The sequence below is a fragment of the Winslowiella arboricola genome (assembly GCF_025527015.1).
Lineage (GTDB): Bacteria > Pseudomonadota > Gammaproteobacteria > Enterobacterales > Enterobacteriaceae > Erwinia > Erwinia arboricola.
Window position 1 is genome coordinate 734,267 of the sequence record NZ_JAODIM010000043.1, and the last position, 19,291, is coordinate 753,557.

Sequence of the window (19,291 nt, forward strand, 5' to 3'; positions counted from 1 at the left end):
GTTCTCCTTTGTCTTATTCTGACTCCCTGATAAACAGGGCGTTACGCGGCGACGTCAACGCCCTGAGGTTTCATCCATGATTACTGTTGGAAATCGTACACATTGCCTAAGTCTAGCAGCTTCGTCAGCTGATCGAGCGCTTCGCGCCCTTCGGTAAGCAATTGTGGATCGGCGAGGTCATCCGCTGACAGACGGTCGCGGTAGAAGCGATCTACCCACTGATTGAGGGTGGCGAACAGATGATCATTCATCATCACCGCCGGATTTACCGCAGCCTGCTCCTGCGCGGTAAGCACCACACGCAAGCGTAAACAGGCCGGGCCACCACCGTTACACATACTCTCGCGCAAGTCGAACACTTTCATCTCGCCGATCGGCCCGCCGCTGGCCACTAATTCATTAAGATAACGCCAGACACCCGGATGCTGACGCGCCTCTTCCGGCAGCACCAGCAGCATCTCGCCTGATTCACGACTCAGCAGCTGGCTGTTAAACAGATAGGTGCTGACCGCATCACTGACCGATACCTGATGATCCGGCACTTCAATGGCGCAAAAACCGCTGACCTGCTGTTGCAGCTGCGCCAGCAGTTGTGGCTGATGAAGAAAAGCGTGCTGATGGCAGAACAGCACCTGCTGATTACTGACCGCAATCACATCGTTATGAAACACGCCCTGGTCGATCACCGCCGGATTCTGTTGCGCGAACAGCGTGCCGCTGGCCGGTAACTGATGCAGACGCGCCACCGCCTCGCTGGCTTCACGGGTCTGCCGCGCCGGATAGCGCGCCGGGATCAGGCCGCTGCCGGCCTCTTCACGGCCATAGACAAACAGCTGGAGGCCGGGATCGCCATACTCAGCGCCGAGACGGTTATGGTTGGCCGCCCCTTCATCACCGAATAACGCCACCTGCGGTAGCGCCGGATGGATGGAGAAGTACTGCGCATCGCGAAAAATTGCGCTCAGTAATCCCTGCGTGGTCGGCGCCTCCATCGCGCGGTGGAATTTATTGTTCAGATTGGCGACGGTGAAATGCACGCGGCGATCGCCGCTGTCCGCCGAGGGCGATACGGTAGCAGCATTCGCCACCCACATTGCCGAGGCGGAACTCACCGCTGACAGCAACTTTGGCGCCTGCTTCGCGACCTTTGCCAGCACCTGCGCATCGCTGCCGCTAAATCCCAGCTGACGCAGCGCCGCAATATTTGGCCGCTCATGCGGCGGGATCACTCCTTGCGCAAAGCCGAGATCCGCCAGCGCTTTCATCTTCAGCAGCCCCTGTTTTGCCGCCAGTTTAGGATTGGACTGCTGATGCTGATTACGCGTCGAGGCTTCATTACCAAATGACAGCCCGGCGTAATGGTGGGTTAATCCCACCAGACCATCAAAATTGACTTCGCGGGCCTTCATTGCTGCTCTCCTGTAGCGCTAAAATCCAGCCCCGGTGACAGCGTGGCGGGTAAGGTTAACTGCGGGCTTTCCAGCGAAGCCATCGGCCATGCGCAGTAATCTGCTGCATACCAGGCGCTGGCGCGATGGTTGCCGGAAGCGCCAATACCGCCGAATGGCGCGCTGCTGGACGCGCCGGTCAGCGGTTTATTCCAGTTAACCATTCCGGCACGCGCTTCAATCAGCAACCGGTCAAATTTGGCCCGATCCGGTGAGATCAACCCGCATGAGAGGCCGTAACGGGTGCTATTAGCCAGATGAATCGCATGGTCATAATCGTCGTAGCGGATCACCGACAGCAACGGACCAAAAACCTCTTCATCCGGCAGATTTTTCAGGTTAGTGACATCAATAATCCCCGGCGTCAGGATCGCGCTGTCGTGATGCGGCCACTGCATATCCAGCAGCACCTTGCCACCGGCCTCCACCCGCGCCTGCCACTCGTGGTAAATACGTTCTGCCGCCTGCGGCGAGATCACACTGCCCATAAACGGCTGAATCTCATCATCCCAGCGTCCGACACGCAGTCGGCCGGCGACCGCCACCAGACGCGCCAGGAAGGCATCGCCGCTGGCGCCGCGTTTTACCAGCAGGCGCCGCGCACAGGTGCAGCGCTGTCCGGCGGTAATAAAGGCTGACTGAATAGCAATATGCACCGCCGCATCGCTATCATCAGGATCTTCCACAATCAGCGCATTATTGCCGCCCATCTCCAGCGCCAGCATTTTTTCCGGTTGCCCGGCGAACTGACGATGCAGCTGATAGCCGGTGTTCGCGCTACCGGTGAACAGCAGGCCATCAACCTGTTTATCCTGCGCCAGCCGCTGGCCAGTTTCGCGCCCGCCCTGTAACAGATTAAGCACACCGCCCGGCACGCCGGCGCTGTGCCACAGATGCACGGTTTTCTCGGCGGTCAGCGGCGTCAGTTCACTGGGTTTAAACACCACGGTATTCCCCGCCAGCAGCGCCGGTACAATATGGCCGTTCGGCAAATGGCCGGGGAAATTATAGGGGCCAAACACCGCCATCACACCGTGCGGACGGTGACGTAAGGCACTTTCACCCTGCTGCTGCTCGCCGGTGCGGGCGTGATAAGCTTTAACCGAGATCGCCACTTTATTGATCATCGCCTGCACTTCGGTCTGCGCTTCCCAGCGCGGTTTGCCGGTCTCACGGGCGATAGTGGCGGTCAGATCCTCTTTATGCTGTTCCAGCAGCGTGGCGAATTTCTCCGCAATCGCCTGCCGTTCGGCAAACGGACGACGCGCCCAGCCTGGAAAGGCAGCACGCGACGCTTCACAGGCGGCAACCACCTGCTCAGCGCTGGCAGTTTTACCCTTCCACAGCAGGACACCGTCAACCGGATCGGTTTTAGTGACGTTGTCACCGCTACCGGTGATCCATTGACCATTAATACAGTGCGTCATGCTTTTTTCTCCTCGGTAAACAGTTTCGCCACCCGCAGGCTGTCGCCGGGCTGACACGCCATCACTGCGGCCACCTCAGCGTTAATGGTGATGGTGTCGCATTTTGGATCGGCGCGCAGCAGCAGTACGCGGAAACGGCGGTAATCGTTGTTGGCGACCAGACAGAGCGGCAGCGTCTCATCAGCTGGCGCATCACTGATAACGACCGTCAGCAGGCGACTTTTACGAATAGCGCGCACCCGATCGATATCACACTCCAGCGTCGGGCCGCCGTCAAAAATATCGACATAGTGCTGATAGCGAAATCCTTCCGCTTCCAGCACTGCCCGCGCCGGGGCGGTTTGCGGATGTACCTGGCCAATCACCGCCTGCGCTTCCGGCGACAGATAGTCGATATACAGCGGATGTTTCGGCATCAGTTCGGCAATAAAGGATTTCTGCCCGGTGCCACTGAGAAAATCAGCATCGGCAAAGGCCATCGAAAAGAAACGGCTGCCGACGCTGTCCCAGAATGGAGAACGCCCGTTTTCATCGCTGACGCCGCGCATCTCGGCCACCACTTTATCCATAAAACGGTCGCGAAATTCCGCCATAAACAGAAAGCGTGACTTCGACAGCAGATAGCCATTTTTGCCGTCGCGATAATCCGGGTCGAGAAACAGCGTACAGAGTTCGCTGCTGCCGGTGTGGTCGTTGCTCAGTGACAGTGTTGGCAGGTTGTTATAGACATTCAGCTCTTTCGACGCATGTACCTGGGTGCCGACGCGAAAGTTATACCAGGGATCCTGCAGGCCCACAGCTACTTCGATCGCACAAATGCCCACCGCGCGATTACTGTCGCTATCAGCCAGTACAAATACATATCCCTGTTCCGCACGCGGCAAAGCATCCTGCCAGGTCTGGACAGAACGTTCGATCCGCGCCGACAGCGTGTCGCTGTCGGCAGGCAACGAAGTCAGGCCGCCGCCGGTTTTACCCGCCAGCGCCAGCAGTTGCGGCAGATCGTCGCGCTCAACGGGACGAATTACCATCATACCCCTGCTCCTTTGACCACCTGTTCGCAGGCACGCTCAAAACGCGCCAGACCCTGCTTCACTTCCTGCTCGCTGATCACCAGAGACGGCGCAAAACGCACCACGCTGGCGCCCGCGATCAGCACCATCACCCCCTGTTCGGCAGCGGCGAGGTTAAACTGTTTGGCTTTACCGCTGTAATCCTCGTTTAACACGCAGCCAATCAGCAATCCTAAGCCACGGATCTCTTTAAACAGATGCAGGCGCTGATTAATCGCATTCAGGCCGTCGATAAACCAGCGATGACGCAGACCCACGCCATCCATCACATCCGGGCGATTAATCAGTTCGATGACTTTGCCCGCGACCGCGCCAGCCAGCGGATTACCGCCATAGGTGGTGCCGTGGGTACCGACGCCCATCACCGCCGCCAGTTTCTCGGTAGTCAGCATCGCGCCAATCGGAAAACCGCCGCCCAGCGCTTTGGCGGTCGACAGCACATCCGGCGTGACGCCATAGTGCATATAGGCATACAGCGAACCAGTACGGCCAACGCCGGTCTGCACTTCATCAAAAATCAGCAGCGCATGATGCTGATCACAGAGCTCACGCAGCCCGCGCAAAAAGGCCGGTTCTGCCGGCAACACGCCGCCTTCACCCTGGATCGGCTCAACAATCACCGCACAGGTATCATCGTTAATCAGCGCCGCGGCGGAGGCCAGATTGTTAAATTCCGCATGGCTGATCGCTTCCGGCAGCGGCGCAAAATCTCTGGAGTAAGCAGGCTGTCCCCCCGCCGACACGGTAAACAGCGTGCGGCCATGAAAAGCATTATTAAACGCCACGATACCGCTCTTCTGGTTGCCGAAACTATCATGGGCATATTTACGCGCCAGCTTAAGCGCCGCCTCATTCGCTTCCGCACCGGAATTACAGAAAAACACGCGCTCGGCAAAGGTGGCGTCAATCAGCTGTTTCGCCAGGCGTAAAATCGGTTCGTTGGTATAGCCGTTGCCGGTATGCCACAGACGCGCCGCCTGCTGCTGCAACGCCAGCTGCAATTCAGGGTGAGCGTGGCCAAGCGCGTTTACGGCGATGCCACCGGCAAAATCGATATAATCTTTATGGTTTTGATCCCACAGCGTAGACCCCTCGGCTTTGACCGGCACAAAGCTGGCAGGTGCATAAGTTGGCACCATCCACTGATCAAAATTCTCACGTGATACTGACTGTTGCATAGCGGCCTCACTGCTCACCCTAAGTGAACGAAAAGTTTAAAAAATGTTAATAAAAATACTCACCACGGCTCTACTGTAATTTGCACGCATCGTGCCAGCCAGCGCTAAAAATGCATAAAATGATCGTGGTAACCAAATATCAATAAGTTACACCGATCTCATATGCAGCGTTAATGCATAAAAAGTGAATAACAATCCGAAAGCAGGCCACTGCCGGCATATAAAAAAGCGAAGTTATGCATTGGCCAAATAAAATATGGCTTTTGTGATCGATGATGGGATTTGGTTTTATTAAGAAGCAGTTACTGCACTTTACTGGCACATCACGCACCAGAATGGTGCGCAGCACGCGTTAACTGTTATACATTAAATTCAAATAACTGTGTCTGTTATCATTATGCTTGCCATGTTTAACTGAAAGCTCTTCTACACTTGTAGTGACTGAACGCTGGTTCAGCCCCTTCTTTCTGCTTTTTGGAAGCATTGCAATGACACTAATGAGGTGCCTATGTTCGGTTTAGACGCATTCGAACTGGCAAGGATACAATTCGCGTTTACCGTCTCTTTCCATATTATTTTTCCGGCCATCACTATCGGGCTGGCCAGCTTCCTGATGGTGCTGGAAGCGTTATGGCTGAAGACGAAAGACGATACCTGGCGCGATCTGTATCATTTCTGGCTCAAAATTTTTGCCGTTAACTTCGGTATGGGTGTGGTTTCGGGACTGGTGATGGCCTATCAGTTCGGCACTAACTGGAGTGGTTTTTCCGCGTTTGCTGGCAGTATTACCGGCCCGCTATTAACTTATGAGGTACTGACCGCTTTCTTCCTTGAAGCAGGCTTCCTTGGCGTAATGATGTTTGGCTGGAACCGGGTGGGACCGGGGCTGCACTTCTTCTCCACCTGTATGGTGGCGCTCGGCACCCTGATGTCCACCTTCTGGATTCTGGCGTCGAACAGCTTTATGCATACCCCGCAGGGCTATGAGATTGTTAATAATCAGCTGATCCCGGTCGACTGGCTGAAAGTGGTGTTTAACCCCTCCTTCCCTTATCGCCTGCTGCATATGGCCACCGCGGCCTTCCTTGCCAGCACCTTTTTTGTCGGTGCTTCAGGGGCATGGCATCTGCTGCGCGGCAATAAAAGCCCGGCGGTAAAACGCATGTTTTCAATGGCGATGTGGATGGCGCTGATTGTGGCGCCGATTCAGGCCGGTATTGGTGATGCCCATGGCTTAAACACCCTCAAATACCAGCCAGCCAAAATCGCCGCGATTGAAGGTCACTGGGAGAATAAAAACAGCGAACCGACCCCGCTGATTCTGTTTGGCTGGCCGGATATGCAGGCGGAAGAGACCAAATATGCGCTAGAAGTACCGTACCTCGGCAGCCTGATTCTGACCCACAGCCTCGATAAACAGATACCCGCGCTGAAAAGCTTCCCGCCGCAGGATCGCCCAAATTCAACCGTGGTCTTCTGGTCGTTCCGCATTATGGTGGCGCTGGGACTGCTGATGATCACCGCCGGTGTCTGGAGCCTGTGGCTGCGCTTCCGTCACCGTCTCTACGATCAGCGCTGGTTCCACCGTTTTGTGCTGGTGATGGGGCCGTCCGGTCTGCTGGCGATTCTGGCTGGCTGGTTTACCACCGAAATTGGCCGCCAGCCATGGGTAGTATATGGCCTGCTGCGCACCCGCGACGCGGTATCAGCGCATGGCACGCTACAAATGTCGATCAGCCTGCTGGCGTTCGTGCTGGTGTATGGCTCAGTCTTTGGCGTCGGTCTGATCTATCTGCTGAAGCTGGTGGCGCGCGGTCCACAACCTTATGAAGAACATGCGCCGGAAGGCGGCCCCGGCACACCGCGCACCCCTGCGCGTCCGCTTTCCGCAGCCGATGACGCATTTGACCAACCGCAGAGGAAACAGTAATGGGAATCGATCTTGCTCTGATTTGGTTCATTATTATCGTCTTCAGCATCCTGATGTATGTGGTGATGGATGGTTTCGACCTCGGTATCGGCCTGCTCTATCCGCTGGTGCCGGAGACTGAAGATCGTGATGTGATGATGAATACCGTCGCGCCAGTGTGGGATGGTAATGAAACCTGGCTGGTGATGGGTGGCGCCGGGCTGTTTGGCGCCTTTCCTCTCGCCTATGCGGTGATCCTCGATGCGCTGACCATTCCGCTGACGATTATGCTGATCGGGCTGATATTTCGCGGCGTCGCCTTTGAATTTCGCTTTAAAGCAACGCCCGCGCACCGTCCGTTCTGGGATAAGTCATTTATTGGCGGCTCCTTTGTCGCCACCTTTGCGCAGGGTGTGGTGCTCGGCGCTTTCCTCAACGGTATTCCGGTGGAGGGGCGCACATGGAGTGGCTCGGCCCTTGACTGGCTGACGCCGTTCAGCCTGTTCTGCGGGCTGGGATTAGTGGTCGCCTATGCACTGCTGGGTTGCAGCTGGCTGATTATCAAAACTGAGGGCGAGTTGCTGTTACGGATGCGTAAGCTGGCCCGTCCGCTGCTGCTGGCGCTGCTGGTAATTCTGGCGATTGTCAGCGTCTGGACGCCGCTGTCCCACGCTGCCATCGCCGCACGTTGGTTTAGTTTTCCTAATCTGTTCTTTTTCCTGCCGGTGCCGGTACTGGTGCTGCTGGTCTCGTGGGGATTGTGGCACAGCGCGTGGAACCGGAACGCCCATTACGCGCCATTTATTCTGACGCTGGGGTTAGTATTCCTCGGTTTCAGCGGGCTGGGTATCAGCATCTGGCCGAACCTGATCCCGCCGGATATCACTTTCCGCGCCGCCTCCTCACCGCCGCAAAGCCAGGGTTTTATGCTGGTCGGGGCGCTGTTTATTATCCCACTTATTCTGGTCTATACCCTGTGGAGCTACTATGTGTTCCGCGGCAAGGTTAAACCAGAACACGGTTATCACTGAGGAGTTAACCATGCAATTTATCCAGCGGATGACACGTAAAAATCTCAAGCAGCCGTGGTGGAAAAAAGTGTACTGGATGCTGATTATCTGGTTCGGCAGTGTGCTGGCGCTGTTTATTATCGCCAGCCTGTTTCGCGCATTAATGAGCGCCGCCGGGTTAAAGCTTCACTAATTTTAATCATACCTGCCAGCAGCGGTGATATTTTCACCGCTGCTTTATTTCTGCCCGGCAATGATAATTAGCACGCTACTGACACCACGCTGTATTATCCCGTCTGATATCAATTCTAAAATCATAATTCCACCTGCATAATTTTATATTTCAGACAAGAAACATTTGTAACTGTACAAATGAAAATAAAGCCTAAAAACGCGTTACGCGCTTTTTGTCACTGAACATGCCGCAGGAACTATTTGCAAAATCCGTGAAGTTGAACGCCAGCTAAACAAAATATCTTAAATGCGCAACATTTAAGCAATAAAGCACTATTAACAGTAGGTTATCGAGTTACTCGTTTACCTGGCAGAAAAAATTCATAATAAGAAAAAATGATAAACATAGGAAAAAAACGTGTTTCACCATCGTTAATTTTGATAAATGCCCTTCTTTTACATTTTGTAACACTTATGTTCTTATTGTAAATTTATTATTTGTGACATTTTCTTGGTGGTCGCAAAAGCGCGTCACAAATAAAAATAATTTACAGGATACTTTTTATGATGAAGCACAACGTAATTGCATTGGTCGTACCTCTGCTGCTGGGGCTGGGTAGTGCACAAGCGGCAGAGATTTATAACAAGGACGGTAACAAACTGGCGCTGGACGGAAAAATTAACGCCGGACATGTGTTTACCAAAGATGACAGCAATGATGGCGACTCCACCTATATCCGTTTAGGTTTTAAAGGCGAGACGCAAATCACCGATCAGCTGACGGGCTATGGCCGCTGGCAGTATCACTTCCAGGGTAATAACTCTGAGAGTGATGCGGATGCGCAGAGCGGCAACAAAACCCGTTTAGGCTTTGCTGGTCTGAAATATGGCGACCTGGGTTCATTCGATTACGGTCGTAACTACGGTCTGATTTATGACGCGCTGGCCTCCACCGATATGCTGCCAAAATTTGGTGGTGACTCCGGTTACACTGACGCCTTCCTCGCTGGCCGCTCCACTGGCTTAGCCACATACCGTAACACCGGCTTCTTTGGCCTGGTGGATGGTCTGGATTTCGCCCTGCAATATCAGGGTAAAAACGACCGCGGCACCGACTCTAACGGCATTCGCCGCTCGAACGGTGATGGTTATGCGCTGTCAGCTGCTTACAACCTTGACCTCGGCCTGTCGTTTACCGGTGCTTTCGCCAGTCTTGATCGCACTGAAGGCCAGAACGCAGCGTCACGCGGTGAAGGCGAGCGCGCACAGTCATGGGCTACCTCAGTTAAGTACGATGCTAACCAGGTATATCTGGCCACCATGTATGGCGAAACGCTGAATGCCACGCCAATTAGCGGTGGTTTCGCCAACAAAGCACAGAACTTCGAAGCTGTGGCTCAGTATCAGTTCCTGAATGGTCTGCGTCCCTCTCTGGCCTATGTGTCATCAAAAGCTAAAGATGTTGAAGAGATCGGCAGTGTCGACCTGTTTAAATATATTGCGGTAGGCACCTACTACTACTTCAATAAAAACATGGTGTTCTACGCAGAATACAAAATCAACCTGCTGGATAACGACAACGCTCTCGGCGTGAATAGCGATGACGTCACCGGTGTTGGCCTGACTTACCAGTTCTGATTTAGTCCCCTCTCATTGGTTGCGGTTCTGTTGTGTCGACAAACCGCAAATAAAAAGGGCAGCGTGCAAACGCTGCCCTTCTCTTGTTAACTTATCACTCAGGTTACACGGAACTTTGCATCCGGGCGAATCGCCTGCGGCAACAGCGTTTCGTTATTCATCTCGCGCAGATTGATCTCAATATTGGCGCACATCGCATCCATCGGCAGATGGTTGCTGGCATAGCCGAACGGCGTCTCCAGCTCTTCCGCCAGCGTATCCAGCGAGAGGAAGGTATAGGCGATAAACACCGAGACCAGCGGCGTCATATAGTGCAGGTCTGGTACCAGCGCAAACGGCAGTAAGGTACAGAACAGATACACCGTGCGATGCAACAGCAGGCCGTAGGCAAAAGGCACCGGCATACTGGCGAGGCGCTCGCAGCCACCTAATACCTGCGTCAGCTGATTCAGACTCTGGTCCATATTGACGTACACTATATCCGATACATTGCCCTGACGGCGCTGCCCGGCCAGCCATTGCGACAGTTGTAGCTCGATAAAATTGGTCGGTGCGCGCCGCTGCAGCACAATCTCCGCTTCACTGCCGAGATAGCGGGTCAGATCGTCGCGCGGATCGCTGCCGCGCAGCTGGTGCTTCATGCTGTAGCAAAAGGCCATCAGTAAAGCCGTCACTTTCGGCACTTCAGCAGGACAGATAGCCAGCGCCTGCCGCTGAATGGTACGACAGGCAATCAGCAAGCCGCCCCATAACTGGCGTGCTTCGGTAAAACGGGCATAACAAACGCTGTTACGAAAACCAAGAAAGATGGCAATCGACACGCCGAGCAGACTAAAAGGCGCCAGCGTTAACTTCACGCCCAGCGACTCATACCAGCCAAGGCAGAAGATGGCGATAACTGACATCGCCAGATTAAGAGCAAGACGAAACAGAATGCCGGGCAGCACTGAGCCATGCCAGGCAAACAGGCGTAAAAACCAGTGACGATGGGGACGGATGATCATGATGTGCAGGTGGTTGTAATTTTCGCCGATTGTGGCAAAAAGCCTTGTCGCTGGAAAGGACTATTTTGTGATATCAGTCACATTTTTATGGCAACTGGTTATAGGACATTTATTGTCTTTACAGATCGCGGATCCATACCTGCCCCACCAGATCCTTGCCGAAACTGTGATGGGCTTCCTCTGCTGTCAGCCTGAAGCCGGTCTGCTGATAAATTTTCGCTGCCGCAACCAGTATGCTGTTGGTCCACAATTCCATTTTTTTATAGCCCGCGTGGCGGGCAAAGGTCAGCGCTTCTTCCACCAGCCGATGGCCGATACCCAGTCCGCGGGCGCTGGCATCAACATACAGCAGCCGCAACCACGCGGTGTCATCATCCTTACGCACCACAAAAACCGAGCCGACCAGCTTGCCCCCTTTTTCGGCAATCCAGCAGCGCTCTTTGCCTGGCACAAATTCCCGCAGATATTTCGCCACAATCTCCGCCGCCATCGCTTCAAACTCGCTACTCCAGCCATACTCCGTGGTATACAGCACGGCATTCTGATGTACCACCAGCCCCAGATCGCCCGGCAATGGATCGCGCAGAATATATCCGGGCGCCGGGTTGCCGAGCAGTGCCTCAATCTGGTTCATCGCATTGGTCAGCTGCTGTTGCTGCGTGGCGGAAAGTGGCTCCAGCACCGCCATCAGCTGCTGCTGCGCCAGCGCGTTAAGCAACTCAATGCGCGTCAGACCTTTGTCTGTCAGCTGCAGCCGCATCACGCGGGCATCCTCTGTTGAACGGGTTTTGGTGATCAGTAACTGGTTTTCCAGCCCGGAAATTACCCGGCTGAGATAGCCAATATTCAGACTTAGCTGGCGACAGATAGCGGAAGTGGTCAGTTGCGGATGCATCAGCAGCTCATGCATCACCCTCACCTCAGTCAGGGAGAATTCGCTGCTGAGCAGATGCTGATTAAGCCTGTCAATCTGTCGGGTATAAAAACGGTTAAACTGGCGCACCAACTCCGCACGCTCAGACAGCGTCATGTCGGTCATGGCTGTTCTCTCTGTTGCCAGCGTTAAACAAGCAAATTTACCTGCTTAATATAGGCGCAGAAAGGTCACCTCGTTGTGATATGGCTGGCAACTGCGTAGTGCAGATTATGGCGCCATCAGATCGTAGCCCGGATTGCCAGCACTCTGCAGGGTCATTGGCGGTGACAGCTTCAGGGTGATCCAGTTAGAGGTTACGCGCTGCTGCTTGCTGTCTTCCAGCGTGACTGACAGCCGGTACTCATTGCTGGCGTCCGGTGAGCTGTCCCACTGCGGCATAATAATCGACCAGCCCTGCGGGTCGCTGTTATTGGCCGGTGGCGTCAGACTTAGCGCCTGGGTATCGCCCTGCCAGCTGACGCGAGCGATATCGTTGCTGGCGCGGATCTGTAATTTCAGCGGCAGCGTTTCGCCACTCTGTAACTGCCATGGCGGCGTGGCAAGGAATACCCCCAGCGTTTTACGCTGACGGAACTCCAGCACTGGGGTGTTATTACGTTCCACCACATCATAGCGACTCCCGCGCAACGAACGCGCTTCAGCGACATTATCTGCCGACAGCTGCTGGCTGAGCGCCACGCCGATGCGGTAATTGACCTTCATACCAAACTGCTCCTGCGACTCGCCGCCCTCACCCTCTTTATGCGAAGCGGTAAAGCTCAGCAGCGGCACCGGGGTGTAATTGACGCCCACTTTAACCGCCACCGGATTGCGGTAACTGCTGCCGCTGTTAAACAGGTCAATATTGTCGCCGAGATACTGCTCATACGTCAGGGAAACCCCGAGCTGGCGGTAAAATGGCAGATAGCCCTGCGTGGTGATGTCATAGCCGCGCGCCAGTCGCATCTGCGAACTGCTGCTACGATTGCGCCAGCCGGAGAGCGGATGGTAGTAGTTAGCGGAGAAGCGCAGGAAATCGCCCCAGGCTTCAGTACCCACCCCGGCGCGCTGCATACCGCTGTCAAACTGACGGTCGACAAAAGTGTTATAGCCCAGCAGCCAGTCACCGGCGAACCAGCGCTGGCCGAGACCGAGATTGCCTGTCGCGCCTTCATCGGTTTGCGACACGCCAAGCTGGGTAAAGGTCAGGTACTGATATTTATCCTGCCACGGTGTCAGCAGCTGGGCGCTGCTGCCATCCAGATTGCCGTCCATATCCACCTGCAACGACAGATTGGCGGTGCCATAGGGCGACAGCAGACTTTGTCCGCGATCGACCACCCGCTCCGCCACTTCATCGCGAAAATGGTTAAACGCCCACTGCCCGGCCTGCTTGCCCAGCGGATCGTCATTACCACTGTCCATACTGGCTTCGCCAATATCTTTTGCCACCGTCGCCAGATTTTTGGCAAACGAGTCATTGCTGGCGCTGGAGTTGCCGAGATCGGGCAAACTGCTTTGCAGTTCGCTAAATCGCGCGGGATTTTCAAACGGATAGTCGGGAACTTGCGTGTCGGTTTGCAGAGCGTAAGCGCCGGGCACAAGCAACCCGATGCCGCTTAGCATCAAAACCACGGAGATCGTCTGTTTACGCTGCCGGAATGCCATTACACCTACCGTTATCTGTCAATCTCACAAATTTATGACCGCTCTCACGGACTTGACATAAAAAAGTAGACTTTAGCTTAACATACTGTGTCGCGTATTTCGAAAATTCGGCCATTAGCGGCCAGCGGAAAATAGTGAAGGCATGGATAAAATGCGTGTGGCAAGTTGTTGAATTATCGACCAGACTTTAACCAGTTTATCACTCACGAGGATTGACCATGAAGAAAACGCTACTCTGCGCCAGCCTGCTACTGGCCACCGCCAGCGCGGGTGCTGAGCAGGTCTTTAGCCTGAGCTCGCCGGACTTTTCTGATAATGCACTGCTGGCGCAACAATTTGCCGGCGCCACAGCGGGCAATGCCAGCTGCACCGGTAAAAATGTCTCGCCGGCGCTTAGCTGGAGCAGTGCACCGCAGGGCACCAAAAGTTTCGCGTTACTGGTATTTGACCCGGAAGGCGCCAAAGGCCTTGGCGTGTCGCACCTTGTGGCCTATAACATCCCCGCCGAACGTAACAGCTTTGCGCAGGGTGAGTTAACTGCTGGCACCGGCTATACTGGCGGTAAAAACACCCCCGGCAACGACCGTTATCATGGCCCCTGTCCACCGGCAGGCAGCGGCGCGCACCACTATGTGTTTACGCTGATTGCCACCGACCTGCCCGCCAGCGGTCTGCAACATGGCTTAACGCGTGAAGCATTGCTGGAAAAACTGAAAGGTCACACTCTCGGCGCTGCCGGGATTATTGGTCGTTACGGCAACTGATTACGACATAATCAGCCCGCCATCGACATTAATGGTTTGTCCGGTGATATAGCGCGCGTCATCGGACGCCAGAAACGCCACCAGCCCGGCGACATCGCGCGGCTGCCCGGCGCGTTTTAGCGGGATGCCCTCAACCCACTCCGCCATCAGCTCGCCTTTACCATAACGTTTGCTGTCGCTGCTGAGTATTTCACCCCACACGCGATCATTGTAATCCCACATCTCACTTTCAATAATCCCCGGGCAGAAAGCATTGACGGTGATATGCCACGGCGCCAGCTCATGGGCCAGACTCTGGGTAATGCCGATCACCCCCATTTTGCTGGCCGCATAGTGGGGCGTATAGATAAAGCCCTGCCGCCCCTGGCCGGACGAGGTATTAATCAGGCTGCCGCTCTGCTGCTTCACCATATACTTCGCTGCTTCGCGACAGCAAAGCCAGACGCCCGTGGTATTCACCGCGAGGATGCGCTCAAAATCCGCTTTTGGCATCTTGTCGTAAGTCGCAATGGTGATCACCCCGGCATTCTGAACCGAGACATCGATGCTGCCGAACGTCTGCGCCGCCTGCTGATATAACCCCTGCACCTGCGCTTCATCAGTAACATCCACCTGTAACGACAGAATCTCCGCGCCATACTGCGAACGCAGTTTTTCCGCCGTCGCCTGCACCCGCTCGCCATCATTTGACACCATCACCAGCCGGGCGCCATCCCCGGCAAAACGCTCAGCAATACCCGCGCCAATGCCACGGCAGGCGCCGGTGATCACCACCGTTTTTCCGCTAAAATCACGCTTCATACTCTGCTCCTGTTAAGGGTGGTCATCACGCTGCCTGCTGTTTAATTTCATGGCGACGCATCAACACCACCTTACTTTGTAAACGCTGCTGGAACTGGTCGATCACCACCGCGGTAACAATCACCAGGCCTTTAATCACCATCTGCCAGAAGTCACTGACGCCCATCATCACCATACCGTCGGCAAGAAAGACGATCACAAAGGCGCCAATAATCGAACCGGAAACCCGACCACGTCCGCCCGCCAGCGCGGTGCCGCCCAGCACCGTGGCGCCGATGGCGTCCATCTCAAACATATTGCCGGTCATCGGATGGGCGGTTTGCAGCTGTGAGGCCACCACCAGCCCGACCAGGGCGGCGCACAGCCCGGAAAAACCGTAGACAAACACTTTCACTTTGATAATCGGCACGCCAGCGAGGCGCGCGGCGGACTCATTGCCGCCGGTGGCGTAGATATAGCGTCCCAGCGGGGTTTTGCGTGTCAGATAAAGCCCCAGCAGCAGAAAGCCCAGCATCAGCCAGATCGGGATATACACGCCAAACACCGTGCCGGAACCGAGTATTGCAAAACCGGTATTGCCCAGCGGTTCGAGGCCGACCAGGTTGGCATAGGTGCTGCCGTCGTTAAACAGCAGCGCCGCACCACGCGCGACATACATCATGCCGAGCGTACAGATAAAGGGCGCGACCCCCAGACGGGTAATCACCGCGCCATTGACCAGACCAATCAGCACGCCAAATACCGCCACCAGCAGGATCACCTCGGGCACATTGAGGAACAGAGTATTGCCGCCCCACAGCGGAATGCCGTTGGTCAGCAACGCGCCCGCCACCATGCCGCAGATCCCCGCCACCGCGCCGACCGACAGATCGATGCCGCCGGTCAGAATCACCAGCGTCATACCGATAGCCAGCAGACCGGTAATGGCGACATGCTGCGTCATAATCAGCAGATTTGAAGTGGTGAGAAAATTCGGCACCATAATGCTAAAGAAGCCAATTACGATTAACAGGGCGATAAAGGTGCGCGCTTTCAGTAAGTACATATAAAGCAGGTATTTCTGGTTCATCTTATTATCCTCAGGCGCGGTCAGTCATGCGGCGTGGATGCCGCGATCAGCATTTCGCGTGTCGCCTCGGCGCGCGGTAAATCGGCGGTGATCCTGCCATCGGCCATCACCAGAATACGGTCGGCCAGCGCCATCACTTCATCCAGTTCGGAAGAGGAGAACATCACCGCCAGCCCCTGATGCGCCATCGATCCAATCAGATGATAAACATCGGTTTTTGCCCCGACATCGATACCGCGTGTCGGCTCATCCAGCAGCACCACTTTCGGCCCGGTCATTAATGCCTTGCCCAGCACCACCTTCTGCTGATTACCGCCGCTGAGAGAGGTGATCGGCAGCTCAATATCACTGACTTTGATCGCCAGCCGCTGGATCATATCGTTAACCCGGATCTGCTCTTGATTGGGACGTAACAGCGCCAGCGCGCGATAAAATGCGCGCAGGCTGACATCTGACAGCGTCATATTGGTTTTGATCGACATCAGCTGGATCACCCCTTCACCCTGACGATCTTCCGGCACCAGCGCGATACCGCGTTTGAGCCGCTGCTGAAAATTGCACTTCTCCAGCGACTGGCCATTCAGCATGACGCTGCCGCTCTGACAGTGCATCAGGCCAATAACCCCTTTAAACAGTTCGGTACGTCCGGCGCCCAGCAGGCCATAGATGCCCAGCACTTCGCCTTTACGCAGAGTAAAAGTGACATCATTCAGCTTATAGCCGCCGTTCTGGTGCAGCGCCGTCAGGCCACTGACCGCCAGCACCGTCTCGCCCTGACTGGCAGGGGAGTAATCAAAATGTTTTTTCTTATCGCCGACCATCTGTTCGATAATCCACGGCACACTGGCGTCGCGCACGTCACGCTCGCTGATAAAACGGCCATCGCGAAAAATGGTGATGTGATCGCCAATCTCCATCAGCTCTTCCAGCCGGTGTGAGATATAGATAATAGTGACACCCCGCCGCTTCAGCTGAGCAATCACATTGAACAGCACTTTCACTTCCGACTGACTCAGCGCCGAGGTTGGCTCATCCATAATCAGCACCCGCGTATCTTTTGACAGCGCGCGCGCGATCTCCACCAGTTGCTGATGGCCGATACCCAGTTCGCCAAGCGAGGCATACGGGTCGACATCCAGCTCCAGCCGCTCCAGCAGCGCTTTCGCCAGCTGATACTGATACTTCTCATTAATCCGTCCGCGCTGGAAAAACTCGTTGCCGATAAAAATGTTGTCCATCACATTCATATTGGGGAACAGGTTCAGCTCCTGAAAAATAATGCTGATGCCATGTTTCTCCGCCTGCTGGGTGGAGTGCAGATGGACGGCTTCGCCGTCGAGGAAAATCTGTCCGGAGGAGGGTGTTTCCACCCCGGCCAGCATTTTCATCATGGTGGATTTACCGGCGCCGTTCTCGCCGATCAGCACATTGACCTGATTGCGGTAGACGCGGTAGTTGACCTGGTCGAGGGCGATGACGCCGGGATAGATGCGCGACACACTCTGCGTCTCGATAATCACTTCCGGCAGTGGCGCCTGCTCGCTTTGCATCTGGGCCATACTCACTCCTTACTGACGCGTTACCCGTGCCGGAGTAATATCCGGTACGGTCTGCGGAATGTCCCAGCTGCTGAACACGCCTACCACTTCAAGTTTATCGCCCACCTTCGGCTGCAGGCTTTTCATCAGATCGGAGGCCTGGTTATTGATCGCGCGGCCATAGTCGCCAAACAGCACCTGGTCGTTAAAGTCCTGATAGCTGGCGCCTTTATAAGCATCGCGCAGCGCCGTACCGCGAATAATCGGCCCGATCTGCACCACCGCACTAACGCCGCTGATATCTTTCACCGTCATCCTGCCGCTGCGCGAGGTGGTATTGACACTCTCTACCGCGCCTTTGACGACTACGGTAAATACGCACGGGTTCTCCGCCTGCGCGCGATAACCCAATGTCCGGCAGGCGCTGTCAAAATCCTTCGCCGCCGCCAGATCTTTCATCAGCACATCAAGTGGTTTCGCCTCACTGGCCAGCTGCGGAATAATGTGTTGCTCAAACACCTGGTGAACATCCGCCATCTTCGGGTTGGGCGGATTTTTTAATGCGGCCAGCTCCTGCTGGGACACGATACGGCAGCCACCTAAGGCCAGTGCGGCAATCGTCAGCCAGACACCTCTGAACATCGTTACTCTCCTTTGCGCCCGCCGGGCGGGCGCGACAGCAGTCGGTTACGCGTTACGACTTAAAGTTGAAGTCCTGAACCTTGCTGGCATTCTCCGGCGTGATCAGGATGCCGCGAAACATCACGCGCTGTTTTTCCGGTTTGGCGCCTTTCTGGATAAAGTTATCGAGGTCGGTAACTCCCTGCGCGGCAATCGCCTGCGCCTGCAACATTACGGTGGCTTTCAATGTGCCGGCTTTGACCGCTTCACGTTCATCGTTGCTGCCATCGATACCCACCACAATCACGTCGTCACGACCGGCAGCTTTCAGCGCCGCAATCGCTCCCAGCGCCACCGGGCCGTTACCACAGATCACCCCTTTCACATCCGGATGTGCCTGCAGGATACTGTCCATAATGCGTTTACCGTCGATCAGCGTGCCTTTGGCATCCTGGCGCGCCACGCTCTGCATATCGGAATATTGATCCAGCACCTGGTGGAAGGATTTGGATCGCGTCACACAGTTGTTATCCGCGAGGTTACAGGTCAGCTCGGCGTATTTGCCCTTCTCGCCCATCTTCTCGACAAATACGTTGGCGACATCGGAACCCGCCTGGAAGTTGTTATGGGTGATTTGCACCAGCGCCACATCATCAACCGGGATTTCACGGTTGATCAGCACCACCGGGATACCGGCATCTTTGGCTTTTTTAATTGCCGCCACGCTGGCAGTGGAGTCAGCGTTATCCAGCACGATGCCCTGCACTTTTTTACCGATGGCGGCATCAATTAACTCGCTTTGCTTCTTCACATCTTCGCCATGGGACAGCACCGAAGTCTTATACCCCAGCGCCTGCGCTTTCAGATTGGCGCCTTTGGCTTCGGAGGCGTAGTAAGGGTTATCGAGTGAGTTAACCATAATCATAATGGTGCCTTTTTCCGCCGCGAGCAGCGCGCCGGAAAAACTACAGGCCGTAGCAACGGCTAACAGCAATACACGCGTTTTCATAATGATGTTCTCTCTGTTTGTTATATGCAGGGTCAAAAGGTGAT

General features: G+C 55.1%; 17 protein-coding genes. 5 read left to right on the forward strand and 12 right to left on the reverse strand.

What is annotated here, in order from left to right; translation table 11 throughout:
• Positions 1-80: 80 nt before the first annotated feature.
• From astB to N5923_RS20895, 4 genes are read right to left on the reverse strand one after another with little or no spacing between them, the layout of a single operon-like run.
• Positions 81-1,409, reverse strand: a complete 1,329-nt coding sequence (gene astB / locus N5923_RS20880; RefSeq protein ID WP_267144158.1) for an N-succinylarginine dihydrolase — start codon at positions 1,407-1,409, stop codon at positions 81-83.
• Positions 1,406-2,875: a succinylglutamate-semialdehyde dehydrogenase gene (astD, locus tag N5923_RS20885; RefSeq protein WP_267144157.1), complete on the reverse strand. Its 1,470-nt coding sequence runs from the start codon at positions 2,873-2,875 to the stop codon at positions 1,406-1,408. Before astD ends, astB begins: the two co-directional genes overlap by 4 nt.
• Positions 2,872-3,909, reverse strand: a complete 1,038-nt coding sequence (gene astA, locus N5923_RS20890; protein ID WP_267144156.1) for an arginine N-succinyltransferase — start codon at positions 3,907-3,909, stop codon at positions 2,872-2,874. Before astA ends, astD begins: the two co-directional genes overlap by 4 nt.
• Positions 3,906-5,126, reverse strand: a complete 1,221-nt coding sequence (locus N5923_RS20895; RefSeq protein ID WP_267144155.1) for an aspartate aminotransferase family protein — start codon at positions 5,124-5,126, stop codon at positions 3,906-3,908. The genes astA and N5923_RS20895 overlap by 4 nt, the downstream gene beginning before the upstream one ends.
• 508 nt (positions 5,127-5,634) lie before the next feature.
• On the opposite strand from N5923_RS20895, the gene N5923_RS20900 reads away from it, so the two are divergent.
• The 4 genes from N5923_RS20900 to N5923_RS20915 all read left to right on the forward strand — a co-directional run bounded on the left by N5923_RS20900 (position 5,635) and on the right by N5923_RS20915 (position 9,857).
• A complete protein-coding gene (locus N5923_RS20900; RefSeq protein WP_267144154.1) occupies positions 5,635-7,056 on the forward strand; it encodes a cytochrome ubiquinol oxidase subunit I in 1,422 nt (473 codons plus the stop codon).
• On the forward strand, positions 7,056-8,066 hold the full coding sequence (gene cydB / locus N5923_RS20905; protein WP_267144153.1) for a cytochrome d ubiquinol oxidase subunit II: 1,011 nt from the start codon (positions 7,056-7,058) through the stop codon (positions 8,064-8,066). Before N5923_RS20900 ends, cydB begins: the two co-directional genes overlap by 1 nt.
• Positions 8,067-8,076: 10 nt before the next feature.
• On the forward strand, positions 8,077-8,238 hold the full coding sequence (locus N5923_RS20910; RefSeq protein ID WP_267144152.1) for a DUF2474 domain-containing protein: 162 nt from the start codon (positions 8,077-8,079) through the stop codon (positions 8,236-8,238).
• Positions 8,239-8,783: 545 nt separating this feature from the next.
• Complete coding sequence (locus tag N5923_RS20915; protein ID WP_323372745.1) at positions 8,784-9,857, forward strand: porin; 1,074 nt, start codon at positions 8,784-8,786, stop codon at positions 9,855-9,857.
• 98 nt (positions 9,858-9,955) lie between these two features.
• Here N5923_RS20915 and N5923_RS20920 read toward each other — a convergent pair whose 3' ends face one another.
• From N5923_RS20920 to N5923_RS20930, 3 genes are all read right to left on the reverse strand, one after another.
• Complete coding sequence (locus N5923_RS20920; RefSeq protein WP_267144151.1) at positions 9,956-10,861, reverse strand: bestrophin family protein; 906 nt, start codon at positions 10,859-10,861, stop codon at positions 9,956-9,958.
• 118 nt (positions 10,862-10,979) lie between these two features.
• Positions 10,980-11,900, reverse strand: a complete 921-nt coding sequence (locus tag N5923_RS20925; RefSeq protein WP_267144150.1) for a bifunctional helix-turn-helix transcriptional regulator/GNAT family N-acetyltransferase — start codon at positions 11,898-11,900, stop codon at positions 10,980-10,982.
• Between the two features lie 105 nt (positions 11,901-12,005).
• Complete coding sequence (locus N5923_RS20930) at positions 12,006-13,445, reverse strand: YchO/YchP family invasin (RefSeq protein ID WP_407704508.1); 1,440 nt, start codon at positions 13,443-13,445, stop codon at positions 12,006-12,008.
• 218 nt (positions 13,446-13,663) lie between these two features.
• Between N5923_RS20930 and N5923_RS20935 the strand changes: the two genes are divergently transcribed.
• The gene (locus tag N5923_RS20935; RefSeq protein WP_267144149.1) at positions 13,664-14,209 is read left to right on the forward strand and encodes a YbhB/YbcL family Raf kinase inhibitor-like protein; all 546 of its coding nucleotides are present in this window, start codon (positions 13,664-13,666) and stop codon (positions 14,207-14,209) included.
• Here the strand turns inward: N5923_RS20935 and N5923_RS20940 are convergent, their stop codons facing one another.
• Genes N5923_RS20940 through N5923_RS20960 form a run of 5 tightly spaced genes read right to left on the reverse strand, consistent with a single transcriptional unit; the run spans position 14,210 to position 19,247 of the window.
• Complete coding sequence (locus tag N5923_RS20940) at positions 14,210-15,010, reverse strand: glucose 1-dehydrogenase (protein ID WP_267144148.1); 801 nt, start codon at positions 15,008-15,010, stop codon at positions 14,210-14,212.
• A 25-nt stretch (positions 15,011-15,035) separates the two neighbouring features.
• Positions 15,036-16,079, reverse strand: coding sequence for an ABC transporter permease (locus tag N5923_RS20945; RefSeq protein ID WP_267144147.1), 1,044 nt, complete (start codon positions 16,077-16,079; stop codon positions 15,036-15,038).
• A 20-nt stretch (positions 16,080-16,099) separates the two neighbouring features.
• On the reverse strand, positions 16,100-17,629 hold the full coding sequence (locus N5923_RS20950; RefSeq protein ID WP_407704538.1) for a sugar ABC transporter ATP-binding protein: 1,530 nt from the start codon (positions 17,627-17,629) through the stop codon (positions 16,100-16,102).
• An 18-nt stretch (positions 17,630-17,647) separates the two neighbouring features.
• A complete protein-coding gene (locus N5923_RS20955; RefSeq protein WP_267144145.1) occupies positions 17,648-18,259 on the reverse strand; it encodes a DUF2291 family protein in 612 nt (203 codons plus the stop codon).
• 52 nt (positions 18,260-18,311) lie between these two features.
• Positions 18,312-19,247: a D-ribose ABC transporter substrate-binding protein gene (locus N5923_RS20960; protein ID WP_267144144.1), complete on the reverse strand. Its 936-nt coding sequence runs from the start codon at positions 19,245-19,247 to the stop codon at positions 18,312-18,314.
• Between the last annotated feature and the right edge of the window lie 44 nt (positions 19,248-19,291).